Origin of the sequence: Streptomyces sp. Root1310 (genome assembly GCF_001426425.1) — a bacterium.
Classification (GTDB): Bacteria; Actinomycetota; Actinomycetes; order Streptomycetales; family Streptomycetaceae; genus Streptomyces.
The window spans coordinates 158,005-175,415 of the sequence record NZ_LMEQ01000031.1; the positions used below are offsets into that span (position 1 = coordinate 158,005).

The 17,411-nt window shown below is 72.0% G+C and carries 14 protein-coding genes; 4 read left to right on the forward strand and 10 right to left on the reverse strand.

Going from position 1 to position 17,411, the window contains the following annotated elements; all coding sequences use genetic code 11:
• Positions 1-4: 4 nt before the first annotated feature.
• Positions 5-1,516: a hypothetical protein gene (locus tag ASD48_RS31425; RefSeq protein ID WP_057605198.1), complete on the reverse strand. Its 1,512-nt coding sequence runs from the start codon at positions 1,514-1,516 to the stop codon at positions 5-7.
• A gap of 232 nt (positions 1,517-1,748) precedes the next feature.
• Here ASD48_RS31425 and ASD48_RS31430 point away from each other — a divergent pair, with 232 nt between their 5' ends.
• Together ASD48_RS31430 and ASD48_RS31435 are read left to right on the forward strand one after the other, a co-directional pair.
• A complete protein-coding gene (locus ASD48_RS31430; RefSeq protein ID WP_057605199.1) occupies positions 1,749-2,888 on the forward strand; it encodes an aminoglycoside phosphotransferase family protein in 1,140 nt (379 codons plus the stop codon).
• A 245-nt stretch (positions 2,889-3,133) separates the two neighbouring features.
• Entirely contained in the window at positions 3,134-5,053 is a 1,920-nt protein-coding gene (locus ASD48_RS31435) for an N-acetylmuramoyl-L-alanine amidase (protein WP_107104454.1), read from the forward strand.
• A gap of 7 nt (positions 5,054-5,060) precedes the next feature.
• Here ASD48_RS31435 and ASD48_RS31440 read toward each other — a convergent pair whose 3' ends face one another.
• The 6 genes from ASD48_RS31440 to ASD48_RS31465 all read right to left on the reverse strand — a co-directional run bounded on the left by ASD48_RS31440 (position 5,061) and on the right by ASD48_RS31465 (position 10,144).
• Positions 5,061-5,558, reverse strand: coding sequence for a hypothetical protein (locus tag ASD48_RS31440; RefSeq protein WP_057605201.1), 498 nt, complete (start codon positions 5,556-5,558; stop codon positions 5,061-5,063).
• Positions 5,559-5,734: 176 nt separating this feature from the next.
• Positions 5,735-5,977, reverse strand: coding sequence for a DUF397 domain-containing protein (locus tag ASD48_RS31445; RefSeq protein ID WP_057605202.1), 243 nt, complete (start codon positions 5,975-5,977; stop codon positions 5,735-5,737).
• An 83-nt stretch (positions 5,978-6,060) separates the two neighbouring features.
• A complete protein-coding gene (locus tag ASD48_RS31450) occupies positions 6,061-7,227 on the reverse strand; it encodes a thiolase domain-containing protein (protein ID WP_057605203.1) in 1,167 nt (388 codons plus the stop codon).
• Complete coding sequence (locus ASD48_RS31455; protein WP_057605204.1) at positions 7,224-8,273, reverse strand: thiolase domain-containing protein; 1,050 nt, start codon at positions 8,271-8,273, stop codon at positions 7,224-7,226. Before ASD48_RS31455 ends, ASD48_RS31450 begins: the two co-directional genes overlap by 4 nt.
• A complete protein-coding gene (locus ASD48_RS31460) occupies positions 8,270-9,211 on the reverse strand; it encodes an OB-fold nucleic acid binding domain-containing protein (protein WP_057605205.1) in 942 nt (313 codons plus the stop codon). The genes ASD48_RS31455 and ASD48_RS31460 overlap by 4 nt, the downstream gene beginning before the upstream one ends.
• A 132-nt stretch (positions 9,212-9,343) precedes the next feature.
• The gene (locus ASD48_RS31465) at positions 9,344-10,144 is read right to left on the reverse strand and encodes a crotonase/enoyl-CoA hydratase family protein (RefSeq protein ID WP_057605206.1); all 801 of its coding nucleotides are present in this window, start codon (positions 10,142-10,144) and stop codon (positions 9,344-9,346) included.
• Positions 10,145-10,318: 174 nt separating this feature from the next.
• On the opposite strand from ASD48_RS31465, the gene ASD48_RS31470 reads away from it, so the two are divergent.
• Positions 10,319-11,923 (forward strand): acyl-CoA synthetase, encoded by a 1,605-nt coding sequence (locus ASD48_RS31470; RefSeq protein ID WP_057605207.1) that lies wholly within the window; start codon positions 10,319-10,321, stop codon positions 11,921-11,923.
• A 66-nt stretch (positions 11,924-11,989) separates the two neighbouring features.
• On the opposite strand, the gene ASD48_RS31475 is transcribed toward ASD48_RS31470, so the two are convergent.
• A complete protein-coding gene (locus tag ASD48_RS31475) occupies positions 11,990-13,498 on the reverse strand; it encodes an alpha/beta fold hydrolase (protein WP_057605208.1) in 1,509 nt (502 codons plus the stop codon).
• 44 nt (positions 13,499-13,542) lie between these two features.
• On the reverse strand, positions 13,543-14,412 hold the full coding sequence (locus ASD48_RS31480) for an alpha/beta hydrolase (protein WP_057605209.1): 870 nt from the start codon (positions 14,410-14,412) through the stop codon (positions 13,543-13,545).
• Between the two features lie 210 nt (positions 14,413-14,622).
• Here ASD48_RS31480 and paaK point away from each other — a divergent pair, with 210 nt between their 5' ends.
• Entirely contained in the window at positions 14,623-15,918 is a 1,296-nt protein-coding gene (paaK, locus tag ASD48_RS31485; RefSeq protein ID WP_057605210.1) for a phenylacetate--CoA ligase PaaK, read from the forward strand.
• Here the strand turns inward: paaK and ASD48_RS31490 are convergent.
• The gene (locus ASD48_RS31490) at positions 15,913-17,409 is read right to left on the reverse strand and encodes an acyl-CoA synthetase (protein ID WP_057605211.1); all 1,497 of its coding nucleotides are present in this window, start codon (positions 17,407-17,409) and stop codon (positions 15,913-15,915) included. The genes paaK and ASD48_RS31490 overlap by 6 nt on opposite strands.
• Positions 17,410-17,411 lie beyond the last annotated feature (2 nt).

Genomic DNA, 17,411 nt, shown 5'->3' on the forward strand with positions numbered 1-17,411 from the left:
CCGCTCACACCTGAGTGCCGTTGCCTCCCTTGCTCCCCCTGCCGCTCTTCTGCTTCGGCAGCGCCAGCCTGATCTCCTCCCGCAGTTCACTGATCCTCGGGTAGCCCGCGTACTGCGCGGTGAGCCGGTACATCTGGCTCAGCCGGTCCCAGGTGCGCCGGGAGGAGTTCGATCCCATCGACATCAGGGCCAGCCGCGCGAACCGGTCCGCCTGCTCGGGGTCGTCGGCGATGAAGCAGGCGGACGCCATGGACAGATGGTCGAAGATCTTCGACCGCTCCCGCCCGTCGACGCGCAGCGCCAGCGCCTTCTCCGCGTAGTACTGGGCATGCGTGGCCGCCTGCGGCTCGAACTCGGCCAGCGTGCGGTAGGCCAGCGCCTGCATGCCGTACAGATCCTCGTCCTTGAAGGTCTGCATCCAGGACGGCGGTGTCACGTCGCCCTTGTCGGAGACGAAGAGGTCCTCCGCCAGGCCGAGCGTGCGGCGCATGGCCTGGCCCTTGCCCATCGACGCCTGCGCCCAGGCCTCGATGGTGTGGAACATCGCCCGGGTGCGCGGGGTCACGTTGTCACCGGATCCGGACTGGGCGAGTTTCATCAGGTCGAGGGCCTCGTCCGGCCGCCCGAGGTGGACCATCTGACGGGCCGCCCGGGAGAGCGCCTCGCCGGCCCGTGGGCGGTCACCGCCCTCCCGTGCGGCATGGGCGGCGATGACGAAGTACTTCTGGGCCGTGGGCTCCAGACCGACGTCGTGCGACATCCAGCCCGCGAGGACGGCGAGGTTGGCCGCGACGCCCCACAGGCGCCGCTGGAGATGGGAGGGGTGGTGGTAGGCGAGGATGCCGCCCACCTCGTTGAGCTGTCCCACCACGGCCTTGCGTTGCAGCCCGCCTCCGCGGGCCGCGTCCCAGGCCCGGAACACCTCCACCGAGCGCTCGAGTTCGTCCACCTCCTCCGTTCCGATGGGGGCGGCCTCGTAGCGGTCGAACCCGGCGGGGTCGGCATGGTGGAGGAGGGGATGGTCGATGACAGGAGCGTCGGAGGAGAGGGTGGGGTCGGTGTGCAGCCACTCGTACATGGCACTGCTGAGAGCTGATCCCGCGGCGAGCGCGGCACCCGCGCCCACCAAGCCGCGTCGGTTGAGCATGAGGTCCATTCCCGTGAATTCGGTGAGGACCGCAGCAGTCCGTTCGGGCGCCCACGGCACATCGTCGGGATGTTCCACACTCCCGCCGCCGGGCCGATTCCCTGTACGCCCGTGCCGGACCAGACCGAGGTCCTCGATGGTCACGACACGGCCGAGACGCTCGGTGAACAGAGCCGCCAGCACCCGCGGTACCGGATCGCGCGGGATCTCTCCCATGTCGATCCACCGCCGCACCCGGGAAGTGTCGGTCGACAGCTGGGGGTGGCCCATGGCCGCCGCCTGCCGGTTGACCAGCCTCGCGAGTTCCCCCTTGGACCAGCCGGCCAGGCCGAACAGGTCCGAGAGGCGGGTGTTGGGTTGTCCGCTCACGTCAAGCCCCCAGGTTCTCGGCTGAGTTGACAGTAGCCCGGTGAAAGTTGCCGGGCGACTATTCGCCAGGGTTCGCCAGGGTTCGCCAGATGGTGTGCCACTGGGCGACGGGTGTCAGGTAGGAAAGCGCCACCCCGACCCGGTCGCCGAGGGACATTCCCCAGGGTGCACCCGAAAGGACCGGTCGGGGCAGCGTTCTGACGTCCGGCACACGAAGGGATCTGTTTCTCCCATGTACGCAGCATCGTCCTCCGTGTCCGCCCCGCCCCGGTCGCTGCACACCCGCCCGGGCGGCGGCGGCCCCTACCTCGACCCCGCCGCGCGGTCCGCGGGTCACCCGCTCGGCGCCGGTCCGGCCCGGCGTCCCGCGGGGCTCGGCACCCAACCGCTCAGCGGGAGACTCGACCTGTCCGGCCCGCAGGGCGCCCAGCTGCGCACGGCGATCGCGTCCGTGCACCGGATCTGCCCGGAGTTCGCGCCGGTGCAGGTGCTGCGCCGCAGCGGACGCTCGGTGCTGCTGGTCGGTACGACCGGGCGCAGCACTGCGGTCGCCAAGTGTTTACTCGACCACTCCCCCGTGTGGGCCGAGCAGATCCGGCACGAAATAGCCGCGTACCGCACGTTCGTCCGGCACCGCCCTCCGGTGCGGGCGCCGAGACTGATCGCGGCGGACCCGGACAACTGCACACTGGTGATCGAGCGGATGCCGGGCCGGGTGGCGGCACTCCAGCGGCACCCCACCGAGGCCCCGCCGCGGGCGGACGTGCGGGCGGCACTCGGCGCGGTCTGCCGGCTGAACGCCTGGCGGCCGCCGGCGGGGACGTTCGACGCCCCGCTGGACTACGCCGCTCGTATCTCCCGCTACCACGAGCTGGGTCTGCTCACCGACCGGGACCTGGGCGACCTCCAGAAGCTGCTGCACGGCATCGCGGCCTCCGCGGGCCGGCAGGGCATGGGCCAGTTCTGTCACGGCGACGCCCTCCTGTCGAACATCCTTCTGTCACCGGCCGGTCCAGTGCTGGTGGACTGGGAGCACGCGGGTTGGTATCTGCCGGGCTACGACCTGGCGACGCTGTGGTCGGCGCTGGGCGACGCGCCGGTGGCGCGCCGTCAGATCAGCCAGATCGCCCAGTCGGCGGGCCCGGCCTCCCGGGACGCCTTCCTGGTGAACCTGATGCTGGTCCTGACCCGCGAGATCCGGACCTACGAGACGGCCGTGCAGCGTTCGATGCACGACCTCACCCCGGCGGCTCCGGGGGGCCATCCGGGTGGCGCGCCGTCCGGTGAGGAACAGCGCCTGCTGCTGCGACGGCTGCACGACGACTGCCAGCTGGCCCGCCGGGCCGTACGCGCGGCGGTCGGCACCCGCTGAGGGGACGGGGGTCCGCGGTTGCGCCTGAACGGCGGCGCACCCACGGACCCCCGGGGTGCGTCGACGGTGTCTTGGCGCGGGAAATCTCCTGTCTGTGGGCATGATTGACGGGTTGTCGGCAAGCCGGTGACCGATGGCTCATGTCCGGCCCCGCACGCCCCGCCCGCTCGTCCCAGGAGGCCGCCTTGCGAAAACCCGTCACCCACCCCGGACCTGGCAGACACACCCGTAGAGCCGCAGGCGCCATGGCGTCGGCGGCTCTGCTGTTCCCGCTGCTCGGCGCGGCCTCCCCGGCCGAGGCCACCGATCCTTCGGCGTCCCGAGCCGCCGGGGCGACCAGCCTCCAGCGGGCCTTCGCCGTCGCGGCCGCCGAGTACCACGTGCCGCGGAGCCTGCTGCTGGGCGTCTCCTATCTGCAGTCCCGCTGGGACACGCACGGCGGTGCGCCGAGCGTGACCGGCGGCTACGGACCGATGCACCTCACCGACGCGCGTGCGGCGCTCGCCGCGGCACCGCACCACAGCGGGGGCGCGGAGGACGCCCGTGGCGACTCCGCCCGCCCGGCCCGTGTCCCCACGACGCGGCTCCCGGCCACCGAGGAGCTCCCGGCCCGGCTGCGCACGCTGCCGAGGGCGGCGGAACTCACCGGCCTGAGCGCCGAGGAACTGCGCACGGACCCCGCGGCCAACATCGCGGGCGGCGCCGCGCTCCTCGCCGCAGCCCAGCGCGGCCTGGGCGAGCCGCTGAGCGGGGACCCGGCGGACTGGTACGGCGCGGTGGCGCGCTTCTCGGGCGCGGACGACCGTGCGACGGCCGCCGACTACGCCGACGACGTCTTCGAGGTGCTCCGCACCGGCGCGGAACGCGTCACGGACGCAGGTGGGCCGGTGGCCCTGGCCGCCGTGCCGGACCTGGACGCGCGGACCGCCCAGCTGCGGGAGACCGGCCTGCGCACGGCGTCCAGGGCGGGCACCGAGTGCCCGCCGACGGTGTCCTGCGAGTGGATCCCGGCGCCGTACGAGCAGTTCGGCGACAACGACTACGGCAACCACGACCTCGGCGACCGGCCCACCGCGCCGGGCATCAGGTACATCGTCGTGCACGACACCGAGGGCGGCTGGGAGGGGGTGCTGAACATGGTCCAGGACCCCACCTATGTGTCCTGGAACTACACCCTGCGCTCCACCGACGGCCATGTCGCCCAGCATGTGAAGGCCAAGGACGTGGCCTGGCACGCGGGCAACTGGTACGTCAACGCCAAGTCGATCGGCCTGGAGCACGAGGACTTCCTCGCCCAGCCGGACTCCTGGTACACGGAGGCGATGTACCGGTCGTCGGCGCGCCTGGTGAAGTACCTGGCCGCGCGGTACGGCATCCCACTGGACCGGCAGCACATCCTGGGCCACGACAACGTGCCCGGGCCGACCACCGCGACCGTCTCCGGAATGCACACCGACCCGGGCCCCTACTGGGACTGGCGGCACTACTTCGAGCTGCTGGACCGGCCCTTCGCGGCGACGGCCCGCAGGAGCGGCGCTCTGGTGACGATCCGGCCGGACTACCCGGCCAACCAGCCGGTGTACACGGACTGTGTCACCAAGGGCCGGCCGTGCGACGCGCACGGTTCGGGCGCGGTGCGGCTGTACTCCGACCACGACGAGAAGTCGGCCCTGATCACGGACATCGGCCAGGGCTCGGCCCCGACCACGGGCGTGAACGACATCTCCTCGCGGGTGTCCACCGGCCAGCAGTACGCGGTCGCCGACCGGTGGGGTGACTGGACGGCGATCTGGTACCTGGGGCAGAAGGCGTGGTTCCGCAACCCGAAGGACCGGCCGACGGCGGTACCGGCGGCGGGCCGGGTGATCACCCCGAAGGACGGCCGCGACAGCGTCCCGGTCTACGGCCGCGCCTACCCGGAGGCGTCGGCCTACCCGGCGGGCGTCCCGGCCCAGGCGGTGTCACCGCTGCCGTACACCCTTCCGAAGGGCCAGAAGTACGTGGTCGGTGACAAGGTGGCGGGCGAGTACTACTACGCGGTCACCTTCGCCACCGGGTCGCACCGGGTCGTGACCGGTGAGGACCAGTACTACGAGATCCAGTACGGCCACCGGGTGGCGTTCGTGCGGGCCGCGGACGTGGACCTGATGTCGTCCACGTCGTAGCGGCGCCTCAGCCCTGCTGGAACAGCTCCGCCGGGAGCGGTTTCAGCAGGGCGTACAGGTCGTCGGTGATGGGACGGTCCCAGGCGGCGATGGTCACCAGGACGTTGTCGCTGCGGTCGAACTGCACGCAGGAGATCCGGCCCTCGGAGAGCTTGAGGCGGCGCACGATCAGGAGGTTGTCGCCCTGCATCACGGGCATGTCCTCGGTGCCGACGACCGTCACCTCCTCGTCGTTCTCCAGCGCGAGCAGCAGCTGGGCGACCTCGAAGGGGACCTCGTCCTCGTCCACCTCGCGGGCCGGTGAGCCCTCGGGCAGATTGCCGATGATCATCGCGGGCCCGCGGCCGCCGAACAGGTCGTAGCGCAGGAAGACGCCCTGGCAGCTGCCGTCGGGGGCAGGCAGCAGCCCGGCACCCAGATTGCCGGGCCAGTCGCCCGGATCCATGGCCAGGACGTCGAAGTCGGGCCCGGCGGGAGTGGCGCTGCGGCGGCGGAGGAACGACATGCCGCCATGGTACGTGGACAGCGCCGTCCGGCGACCGCCGGGAGGGACGCGGTTCGTCGTCCCGGGGTGCCGTGACTCCCCGGGTGGTGGCGGCCGATGCCAGTCCGGCCGGTTCCCGCGTCGGGTCCCCCGGTCGGGGCAGGCTTCCGCTGCCGGCCGTGCGGCCGGCGCCGTTCTCAGGTCAGGTCGAACTCCCCCTCCCGCGCCCCCGACACGAACGCGCCCCACTCGGCGGGCGTGAAGATCAGGGAAGGGCTCTGCGGGCTGCCGCTGTTGCGCATCGCGATGAATCCCTCGACGAAGGCGATCTGGACATCCCCCCGCCCCCGGCTGCTGGACTGCCACTCGGCGTTGCTGAGGTCCAGCTCCGGCTTGTCCCAGCCCGTGAGCGGCTTCTGCTGGATGGTGCTCTCGGCCACGTCCGTGCTCCTCCCGGTTCGTCGTCCGCGGCTCAGCCTAGCGATCGGTCCCGGACGCCGACAGAGCACGTGAGGGGGACCTTTCAGCACTCCGGTGGCCGCGCTCCCACGAGCCACATGGAGAAGAACTGCGAGCCGCCGCCGTAGGCGTGCCCGAGGACCTTCCCTGCCCGCTCCACCTGGTGTTCCCCGGCCTGGCCGCGCACCTGGAGCGCCGCCTCCGCGAAGCGGATCATGCCGGAGGCCCCGATCGGGTTGGTGGACAGGACGCCGCCCGACATGTTGACGGGCAGGTCGCCGTCGAGCTCCGTCACCCCGGCCTCGGTCAGTTTCCAGCCCTCGCCCTCGTCGGCGAAGCCGAGGTTCTCCAGCCACATGGGCTCGTACCAGGAGAACGGCACGTACATCTCGACGGCGTCGATGTCGCGGCGCGGGTCGGTGACGCCGGCCTGCCGGTAGACGTCGGCGGCGCAGTCCCGGCCGGCCTGCGGCGACACGGCGTCCTTTCCCGCGAACAGGGTCGGTTCGCTGCGCATCGCGCCGCCGAGCATCCAGGCGGGCGGCCGGGGCGCGCGGGCGGCGCCGGCCCGGTCGGTGAGGATCATCGCGCAGGCGCCGTCGGAGGAGGGGCAGGTCTCCGAGTAGCGGATCGGATCCCAGAGCATGGGCGAGGCCTGGACCTTCTCCAGCGTGATGTCGTGCTCGTGGAGGTGGGCGTAGGGGTTCTTCAGCGCGTTGCGCCGGTCCTTGTACGCCACCAGCGAGCCGACGGTGTCCGGGGCGCCGCTGCGCCGCATGTACGCCCGCACGTGGGGCGCGAAGAACCCGCCCGCCCCGGCGAGCAGGGGCTGCTGGAAGGGGATCGGCAGGGACAGTCCCCACATGGCGTTGGACTCGGACTGTTTCTCGAAGGCGAGGGTCAGCACGGTGCCGTGGACGCGGGCCGCGACGAGGCCGGCGGCGACGAGCGCCGTGGACCCGCCGACCGAGCCGGCCGTGTGCACCCGCAGCATGGGCTTGCCGACCGCGCCGAGGGCGTCGGCGAGGTAGAGCTCGGGCATCATGACGCCCTCGAAGAAGTCGGGGGCCTTGCCGATGACGACGGCGTCGATGTCCGCCCACGTCAGCTCGGCGTCGTCGAGCGCGCGTCGGGCGGCCTCGCGGACCAGCCCCGCGATCGACACGTCCCGGCGGGCCGCGACGTGCTTGGTCTGGCCGATCCCGACGACGGCCACGGGCTCCTTGCTCATCGCGGTTCCCCTTCGAGTACGGCGACCAGGTTCTGCTGGAGACACGGGCCGGAGGTGGCGTGGGCGAGGGCGCGGTCGGACTCGCCCCGGTGGATGCGGGCGGCGGCCTCGCCGACGCGGATGAGGCCGGCGGCCATCATCGGGTTGGCGGCGAGGGCACCGCCGGACAGGTTCACCCGCACGCTGTCGTCGAGCCGCAGCGCCTTGCGCAGGACGACCTCCTGGGCGCTGAACGGAGCGTGCAGTTCGGCGGTGTCGACGGGCCGTTCGAAGGCGCCGGCCCGTTCGGCGGCCAGGCGGGTGGAAGGTGAGTCGGTCAGGTCGCGCACGCCGAGCGAGTGGGCCTCGATCCGGTGGTCGATGCCCCTGATCCAGGCGGGCCGGGAACACAGTTCGCGGGCCCGCTCCCCGGCCGCGAGGATCACGGCGGCGGCGCCGTCGCCGACGGGCGGGCAGTCGCCGGTGCGCAGCGGCCGTACGACGTAGTCCCCCTGCCGGGCCGCACCACGGGACTGGGCACGGGGGTTGAGGGTCGCGACCCGGCGGCTGCGGGTACGGATCGCGGCGAGTTCGCTCTCGTCGGTGTCGCCCGCGTCGATCAGGGCCTGTGCCTGGAGGGCGGCGAGGGCGACGGAGTCGGGCCACAGCGGGGCGACGTAGTACGGGTCGAGCTGACGGGTGAGCACGTCGCGCAGGGAGCCGGGTGAGGACTTGCCGTAGGAGTAGACGAGCGCGGTGTCGGCGTCGCCGGTGAGCAGCTTGGTCCACGCCTCGTACAGGGCCCAGGCGCCGTCCATCTCGACATGGGACTCCGAGATCGGCGGCCAGGCGCCGACGCCGTCGAGGGCGAGGGTGAAGGAGAAGGCCCGGCCGGCCAGGTAGTCGCTGGAGCCGGAGCAGGTGAAGCCGATGTCGGCGGTCTTCAGGCCGGTCCGGTCCAGGACGCTGTGCAGGACCGGCATGAGCATCTCGACCTCGGAGAGCTCGTCGGTGGTCGGCAGGACGTCGGTCTGCGCGAAGGCCACCACCGCGATGTCCCGGTTCACAGCAGCTCCTTGTAGGCGTCGTAGTCCGCGTCGGGTTCGCCGGTCGGCCGGTAGTGGTCGGGGTAGCGGGCGCCGTCCGTCCACACGGGTTCGACGCGCAGGCCCATGCGCACCTGGTCGTAGGGGATGCCGCCGATACGGGCGTGCAGCGCGAGGTCGGCGCCGTCGAGGGCGATGTGGGCGTAGACGTAGGGCACCTCGATGTCGAGGTTCTTCGCCTTGATGTTGACGATGCAGAAGGTGGTGACGGTCCCGCGCGGCCCGACCTCGACCTGTTCGGCGGTCGGGACGCCGCAGGTGGGGCAGGCCCCGCGCGGCGGCACGTAGACCTTGCGGCAGGACGGGCAGCGCTCGCCGACGGTCCTGCGGTCGGCGAGGGAGTTGATGTAGGCGGTCTGGGCGCGGCCGGGCGAGTAGGTGTAGTCGAGCCGGGCGGCGGCCACGATGCCGGCGACCGGGTCGGTGAACTCGCCGGTGCTGCCGGTGAGTTCGGCCGGCCCGCCGTCGTACGGCTCGAAGCAGGCGATGTCGGTGATGGCGCCGGCACGCTCCTCGGCCCAGCGGATCCGGACGCGCATTCCGGTGTGCACGGCGTCGGGGCCGGGGGCGTCGAGGGCGTGCAGGAGGGCGGTGTCGGCGCCGTCGAGGCGGACCAGGACCCAGGCGAAGGGGGTGGTGAGGGGCTGTCCGCGGCGGGGGGCGTGGTTCCAGGCCCAGGTGGTGACCGTGCCGGTGGGGGCGACCTCGACCAGGTCGCGCAGGTCGTCGGCGGTGACCGGGTCGTACTCGACGGGCGGGACGAGGGTGCGGCCGTCGGTGGCCGTCACCCCGAGCACGACCCGCTCGCGCAGACCGGTGAGAAAGGCACTCTGAACGGGCCCGAGAGACCGGGTGAACGGAAACTCGACGACAAGCGGCGCTTTGAGCACTTCGGGCATCGGGGCTGCCTCCTCGGGAAGCCGACGTCGGCGGGAGCGCCCCTCGAAAGGGGCGCGGGGAACTGCGCGACCGGCCACGGCGGACCCGCAGTACGGCGAACAGCGCTGAGCGTCCACGCACTCCGCGGAGCGTCACGCACGCCGGTAGACCGGTGCCCGCTTCTCCGCGAAGGCACGGGCGCCTTCCTTCGCGTCGTCGGTGTCGAACACCGGCCACCCTCGGGTGAGTTCGGCGGCGAGCCCGTCGGTCTCGGTCAACTCGGCCGCCTCGTACACGGACGCCTTCACGGCCTCCACCGCAAGTGGCGCGCAGGCATTGACGCGTTCGGCGATCTCCAGGGCCCTGTCCAGGGCGGTGCCGTCGGGGACGACATGCCCGATCAGCCCGATGCCGGCGGCCTCTCGGGCGGTGTAGGGCCGGCCGGTGAGCAGCATCTCCAGGGCGTGGGTGCGCGGGATCTGGCGCGGTAGCCGGACCGTCGAGCCGCCGATCGGGAAGAGGCCGCGTCTCACCTCGAAGAGTCCGAAGGTTGCGGACTCCCCCGCGACACGGATGTCGGTGCCCTGGAGCATCTCGGTGCCGCCCGCCACGCAGTACCCCTCGACGGCGGCGATCACCGGCTTGCGGGGGCGGTGGTGGCGGAGCATCGCCTTCCAGTGCAGGTCGGGGTCGGCCTTGAGCCGGTCGCGGTGCCGCTCGCCCTCCATGCCACGGCCGGCCAGGGCCTTGAGGTCCATGCCGGCGCAGAAGGAGCCGCCCGCGCCGGTGAGGACGACCGAGCGGACCGAGTCGTCCGCGTCGGCCTCGAGCCAGCCGTCGTACAGGCCGACGAGCATGGCGATCGAGAGCGCGTTCCTGGCCTCCGGTCTGTCGAGCGTGAGCACGAGTGTGGCGCCCTCGCGGCGCACGGTGAGGTGTTCGGTGCCGCCCATCGCAGGTCTCCCCTCGGAAAGAACGAGAACAGGTTGCAGGAGGCGTGATGGCAGTTCAAGGGTTTTCTGACAGTCAGTCAGATTTATTGGCGCGAGCCCTTCCCACTTGCCGCCCCCTTTGCTCAGATGACCGACGAACCGTCGGAGAACCAGGCCCCCCGGTCAGGAGGAGCGGTGGAGTACAACCTTGCCGACCTGTTCGAGTCGGTCGTCGACGTGGCGGCGGACCGCGAGGCGCTCGTGTACGTCGACCACCCCGGCACGGGCGCGGAACGCCGTCTGACGTACGCGGAGCTGGACGCCGCGGCCAACCGCGTCGGGCACCACCTCCTCGACAGCGGGATCCGCCCCGGCGAGCACCTCGGCCTGCATCTGTACAACGGCGTCGAGTACCTCCAGACGGTGCTCGGCTGCCTCAAGGCGCGGATCGTGCCGGTCAACGTCAACTATCGCTACGTGGAGGAGGAGTTGGTCTACCTCTACCGGGACGCGGACCTGGTGGCGCTCGTCTTCGACGCGGAGTTCACGGACCGGGTGGCGGCGGCGCTGCCGCAGACGCCGGCGCTGCGTCACCTGATACGGGTGGGGCCGTCGGGTGACGGCGTCACCTCCTTCGCGGAGGCCGAGGCGGGCGGCTCACCCGAGCGCGGGTTCCCGGCCCGTTCGGGCGACGACCAGTTCATCATCTACACCGGCGGCACGACCGGCCTGCCCAAGGGGGTGATGTGGCGTCAGGAGGACCTGTTCTTCTCGGGGCTGGGCGGCGGCTCACCCACCGGTGAACCGGTGAAGAAGCCGGAGGAGATCGCCGAGCGGGTCGCGGCCGGCGGTACGGGGATCACCTTCTTCCCGACTCCGCCGCTGATGCACGGCACCTCCACCCTCACCGCCTTCATCGGCTTCAACTTCGGTCAACGGGTCGTGCTCCACCGCAAGTTCGTGCCCGAGGAGGTACTGAGGACGATCGAGCGGGAGAAGGTCACCAGCATCTCGCTGGTGGGCGACGCGATGCTGCGGCCGTTGATCGACGCGCTCGAAGGCCCCCTGAGGGGCACCGACTGCTCTTCGGTGTTCAGCGTGTCCTCGTCCGGCGCGATCATGTCGGACACGGTCCGCCGTCAGTTCCGGGCGCTGATGCCGAACGCGATGCTGCTGAACAACTTCGGCTCCTCGGAGTCCGGGTTCAACGGCACGGCGACGGACGACTCGGGGCCCGAGCGCGGCTTCCGGGTCCGGGTCAACTCCCGCACGAGGGTGGTCGATCCGGTCACCCGCGAGCCGGTCGCCGCGGGCGAGGTCGGCCGGGTCGCCCAGCGCGGCCACGTGCCGCTCGGCTACTACAACGACCCGGCGAAGACGGCCGAGACCTTCTTCCGCAAGGACGGCGAACGCTGGGTGCTGCTCGGTGACATGGCGACCGTCGACGAGGAGGGCGTGGTCGTCGTCCTCGGGCGCGGCTCGCAGTGCATCAACACCGGCGGCGAGAAGGTGTACCCCGAGGAGGTCGAGCAGGCGCTCAAGTCCCATCCGGACGTGTACGACGCGTTGGTGGCCGGAGTGCCGGACCCGACCTGGGGCAGCCATGTGGCGGCGGTCGTGCAGATGCGCGACGGCGCCGCGCGCCCCTCGCTGGAGGACATCCAGCGTCATTGCCGCTCCCGGCTCGCCGGCTACAAGATCCCGCGTCAGCTGGTGGTCACGGAGGCCATCCGCCGCTCGCCGAGCGGGAAGGCGGACTACCGGTGGGCGCGCGAGGTGGCGGTCGCCGAGGACGCCTGACCGGGCGGGGTGTCGCCCCGAGGTGTCGGCCCCGGGGTGTCGCCGCGGAACGTCAGCCGCGGGGTGTCAGCCCCAGGGCGTGACCGTCAGCCGGATGCTCGCCTCCTCCCCCAGGATCGGCGCCGCCGTCCCGGGGAGCGGGATGTGGGCCAGCCAGACGCCGCTGCTGGGGTCCTCGTCGCCGCATGGCCTGCCGGCGGGCCGGTGCTCCCAGATGGCGCCGGGCAGGTCCGAGTTCCAGACGGCCCAGACACCGGGGCCCGGCTCCGCGGAGCCGACGTCGACGACGAGGATGTCGGCGAAGTCCGCGGTCTGTTCGAGGTGGTCGGTGAAGCGCAGGATCCCGTCCCGCTCCCGCAGCGACAGGATCCGCAGGTGCAGCGCGTAACGCAGGGTGGGGGTCTCCGGGGGCCGCGGCGCCTTGCTGTTGAGGAACGTCGTCGCCAGCGGGACGGGCTCTGCGGCCGTGCCGTCGCCGTGCGGCTCCGGCAGCTGGATCGGGCACCAGTGGGCGGCCAGCTGTTCGTGCATCACGCTGGGCAGCCCGCGCACGGCCAGCCGCACCTCGGCCTGCCAGCTGGTGCCGCGGCTGTCACGGGGCAGCCGCAGGCCCACCAGTTCGGCCTGGACCCGAAGGTCGCCGAAGAGGAAGCGCTGCAGGTTCTGGTAGCCCTCCTCGGAGTTGACGAGTCCGTAGCGTCCGCTGTGGCTGCGGTGGACGAACGCCCGGTGGGCGTGGGGCACCTGGGCGTTGTCGATCTGCACCAGCCCGTCGCTGCGAGCTCCGACGGCCCGCGCGGACAGCCCGTGGGCGACGTCGTAGTCGGTGGGATCCGTGCCCACCAGGCAGAAGACCCGGTGCGGCGGGAATCCGCCCTCGGGGATCTCCCGCGGGTCCCAGTCCCGCGGCGGACCGCCGTCCCCCCGCAGGGCGTCGGGCGTGAGGTACTCGTACATGCGCCGGGGGGCGAAGACGTCGGCGCCGCTGATGCCGGTGGCGGCCATCAGCCGTTCGACGAGACCGAACCCGACGTCGAAGGCGATGCCTCCGTGCGGTGTGCCGTAGGTGAAGAACCTGTCCACGTGGTCCGCCGGGTCCTCGCCCAGCTCGGGGAGGATCTTCTGGAGCAGACAGCGGCAGACGAGGCCGCCCATGGAGTGGGCCACGAGGTGGACCCGCGGCGCGCCGCTCTTCTCCTGCAGTCGCCTGACGAGGCGGAGCAGGTCCTCGGCCGCGTCCTCGAGGCGGAACTTCCTGGGGTTCGTGCCCCAGGTGCTCGCGGAGGCGTCGTAGAAGCGGTGGATCCAGATGCTGTCGGACGGGATCTCGTCGTGCGTGTCCAGATAGGTCTCCTGGCCGCCCCGCACCAGGATCTGGTACCCCTCGTCGAGATGCAGGCGCAGCAACGGGCTCTCGAACTGGTGGAACGCGGGTTTGTCGTCCGGTCCGACGCGCACGTGCGTCGATCCCTCGTTGAAGCCGTAGAAGGGGTCCTGGACGACGTTGTTGATTCCCGAGGTGTCGCCCGCGAATCCCCTCACGTACACGATGGGGAGCTTCGGCTGGTCGGGCATGGCCCACTCCGCGGCTCGAGTTCGCTGGTGGAGGCACCCTCAGTTTAGGCGGGCGGCACCGAACCGGCGACCGGTGTGCCGGTGAGGAAGGCGCCGACCCGTCCGGCGAACCAGTGCGGGTCGTCCAGCCAGGGATAGTGGCCGGCACCGGGCTGTACGGCGAACTCGGCGTGCGGGAGGGCATCGGCGAGGAGCCGGGCGAGTGCGGGCCGGGGGCCGCCGTCCACCTCACCGGCGAGCACCAGGACCGGGGCGGGCAGGTCCGCGAGGGCGGCCCGCAGGGCGGGCGGGTCGAAGGCCTCCGGATCCAGGAACGCCTTCTCCGCCTCGGAGTTGGTCTGTTCGTCCGCGGCGGAGTCGTGGGCGCGGGCGGCGGCGTCCCACCGGCCGTGGAAGAAGGCGCCGACGACCTCCCAGTCCGGCTCGTCCCCGCCCGCGAGCCATGCCTCGAAGGCCGGATACGCCGCCGCGAACCATGGTTCGTCCGTGCGCAGCCGAGCCGCCGTCAGCCGGTCCTCGGCGGTGGCCGGCCGGCCCAGGGCCCACGGCGTGGCGGTGATCAGCGCGAGCCGCGACACCCGGTGCGGGTACCGGGCCGCGTACAGCAGCGCGAGACTGCCGCCCGCCGAGTGGGCGAGCACGTCGATCCGCTCCCGTCCCAGCCGGACGCGCAACGCCTCGACGTCGTCGACCTGCCGGTCGCAGCGGTAGGTCGCCGGGTCGGCCGGGACGGCGGAGTCGCCGGTACCGCGCAGGTCGAGGAGGACAAGGCGGCGGCGGGCGGCGAGACCGCCGAGGTCGCCGAGGTAGGCGGAGGCGCGCATGGGGCCGCCGGGCAGGACGACGAGCGGCTCGCCCTCGCCCCGTACGTGGTAGGCGAGCTCGGTTCCGTCCGGGGCGGTGAAGGTCGGCATCCCCCGATCCTCGTTGCGGGCCGGACCGGTCCGCAACGAAGTTCCCGCCGGGCGAAAATCGCGGCCGCCCCCTTGCCTGTGGCCGGCCGGCCTGGATTACTGATCCCGAGGAAGATCGACCGAATGATCGGTCGTCCGTATTGGCATGGTTCGGTGGCCGGGTCGGTGTGGTCCGACGCGGGTGACCGGGGTGACGAGGGAGAGAGTCCCATGACGGATGCGAGGAATCTGCCGGACGAGGGCGAGCGCCTCGACGAGGGCGCCCTGCGCGCCCTGCAACTGGAGCGGCTGCGGGCCTCGCTGCGCCGCGCGTACGCCCACGTGCCCTTCTACCGCGAGTCCTTCGACAAGGCGGGCGTCCACCCCGACGACTGCCGCGCCCTCGGCGACCTGTCCCGCTTCCCGTTCACCACCAAGGCCGACCTGCGGGCGAACTACCCGTACGGCATGTTCGCCGTGCCCCGGGACCGCATCCGCCGCATCCACGCCTCCAGCGGCACCACCGGGCGCCCCACGATCGTCGGCTACACGGACGCCGACCTCGCCATGTGGGCCGACATGGTGGCCCGTTCGATCCGCGCCGCGGGCGGCCGGCCCGGCGACACGGTCCATGTGGCCTACGGCTACGGCCTGTTCACCGGCGGCCTCGGCGCCCACTACGGCGCCGAACGCCTCGGTTGTACGGTGATCCCCGCGTCCGGCGGCATGACGTCCCGTCAGGTGCAGCTGATCCTGGACCTCGAGCCCCGGATCATCATGGTGACCCCCTCCTACATGCTCACGCTGCTCGACGAGTTCGAGCGCCAGGGCGTCGACCCGCGCTCCACCTCGCTGCGGGTGGGGGTGTTCGGCGCCGAACCGTGGACGGAACGGATGCGCCAGGAGATCGAGGACCGGTTCGCGATCGACGCCGTCGACATATACGGACTGTCGGAGGTGATCGGTCCCGGGGTCGCGCAGGAGTGCGTGGAGACGAAGGACGGCCTGCACATCTGGGAGGACCACTTCTATCCCGAGGTCGTCGACCCGATCACCGGCGAGGTGCTCCCGGAGGGCGAGGAGGGCGAGCTGGTCTTCACCTCCCTCACCAAGGAGGCCATGCCGGTCGTCCGCTACCGCACCCGTGACCTGACCCGGCTGCTGCCGGGCACGGCCCGGGTCTTCCGGCGGATGCGCAAGGTGACCGGCCGCAGCGACGACATGGTCATCCTGCGCGGGGTGAACCTCTTCCCCACCCAGATCGAGGAGATCGTGCTGCGCACGCCGGGCGTGGCGCCCCACTTCCAGCTCCGCCTGACCCGCGAGGGGCGCCTCGACGCCCTCACGGTCCGCGCGGAGGCACGCCCCGACGCGACCCCCGAGGAGCGCGACACGGCCGCGCGCGCCGTCGCGGCGGCCGTGAAGGACGGGATCGGTGTGTCGGTCGCCGTCGAGATCGTCGATCCGAAGACGCTGGAGCGGTCGGTGGGCAAGATCAGGCGGATCGTGGATCTGCGGGAATCATGACGCGAACCTCTCGCGCAGCTCCCGCTTGAGGATCTTGCCACTGGCGTTGCGCGGCAGCTCGTCCACGAACAGCACCCGCTTCGGGGCCTTGAAGTGAGGGAGGTGCTCGCGGGCGTGGGCGACGAGTTCCTCCTCGGTGACCTCGCCGCGCGGGACGACGACGGCCGTGATCACCTCGATCCACTTCTCGTCGGGCAATCCGATCACGGCGGCCTCGGCGACGGCCTCGTGGGTGTACAGCGCGTCCTCGACCTGGCGGGAAGCGACCAGCACCCCACCGGAGTTGATGACGTCCTTCACCCGGTCGACGATCGTGAAGTAGCCGTGGGCGTCGCGCACCGCGAGGTCGCCGGAGTGGAACCAGCCGTCGCGGAAGGCGGCGGCGGTCTCCTCGGGCTTGTCCCAGTAGCCCTCGCACAACTGCGGGGACCGGTAGACGATCTCGCCGGCCGTGCCGTCGGGCACGTCCTCGCCGTTCTCGTCGACCACCCGGGCGTCCACGAACAGGACCTGGCGCCCGCAGGAGTCCAGCCGGCCCTTGTGCTCGTCGGGGGCGAGGACGGTGGCGAGCGGACCGATCTCGCTCTGCCCGAAGCAGTTGTAGAAACCCAGCTTCGGGAGGCGTTCCCGCAGCCGCTCCAGCACGGGCACCGGCATGATCGACGCCCCGTAGTACGCCTTGCGCAGCCCGCTCAGGTCACGGGTGGCGAAGTCGGGGCGGTTGGCCAGGCCGATCCACACGGTCGGCGGGGCGAAGAGGCTGTCGACCCGGTCCGCCTCGATCAGGTCGAAGAGACGGTCTCCGTCGGGCGCGTCCAGCACGATGTTCGTCGCGCCGACCGCGAGGTAGGGCAGCAGGAACACGTGCAGCTGCGCCGAGTGGTACAGCGGCAGGGAGTGCGCGGGGCGGTCGCCGGCGCTCAGGTCGAGGGCGGTGATCGCGCTCAGGTACTCGTGCACCAGGGCGCGGTGGGTCATCATCGCGCCCTTGGGCAGGGCCGTGGTGCCCGAGGTGTAGAGCAGCTGCACCAGGTCCTCGGAGCGCGGCTCGGGACCGTCGTACGCGGGAGTCGCGGGCAGCCGGGCGAGGAGCGAGTCGTCCGCGTCGCGCAGCGCCAGCGTCCGGGTGCCGGCCGGGAGCCGGCCGGCGAGGTCCGGGTCGGTGAGGACCAGCGCGCTGCCCGACTGGCGGACGATGTACGCCAGGTCCTCACCGGTCAGGTTCTGGTTGACGGGGACGTGCACCAGGCCCGCGCGGGCGCAGGCGAGGAAGGCGATGAGGTAGGCGTCGGAGTTGTGGCCGTAGGCGCCGACCCGGTCGCCGGCGGCGAGGCCCTCGCCGAGCAGGACGCTCGCCGCCCGCGAGACCGCCTCGTCGAGTTCCTCGTAGGTCCAGGTGCGGTCGCGGTACTCCACCGCGACGCGTGCCGGGGTGCGGCGGGCGCTGCGCCGCAGCACCCCGTCGACCGTGCTGCCATGTCCGGGCGTCATGA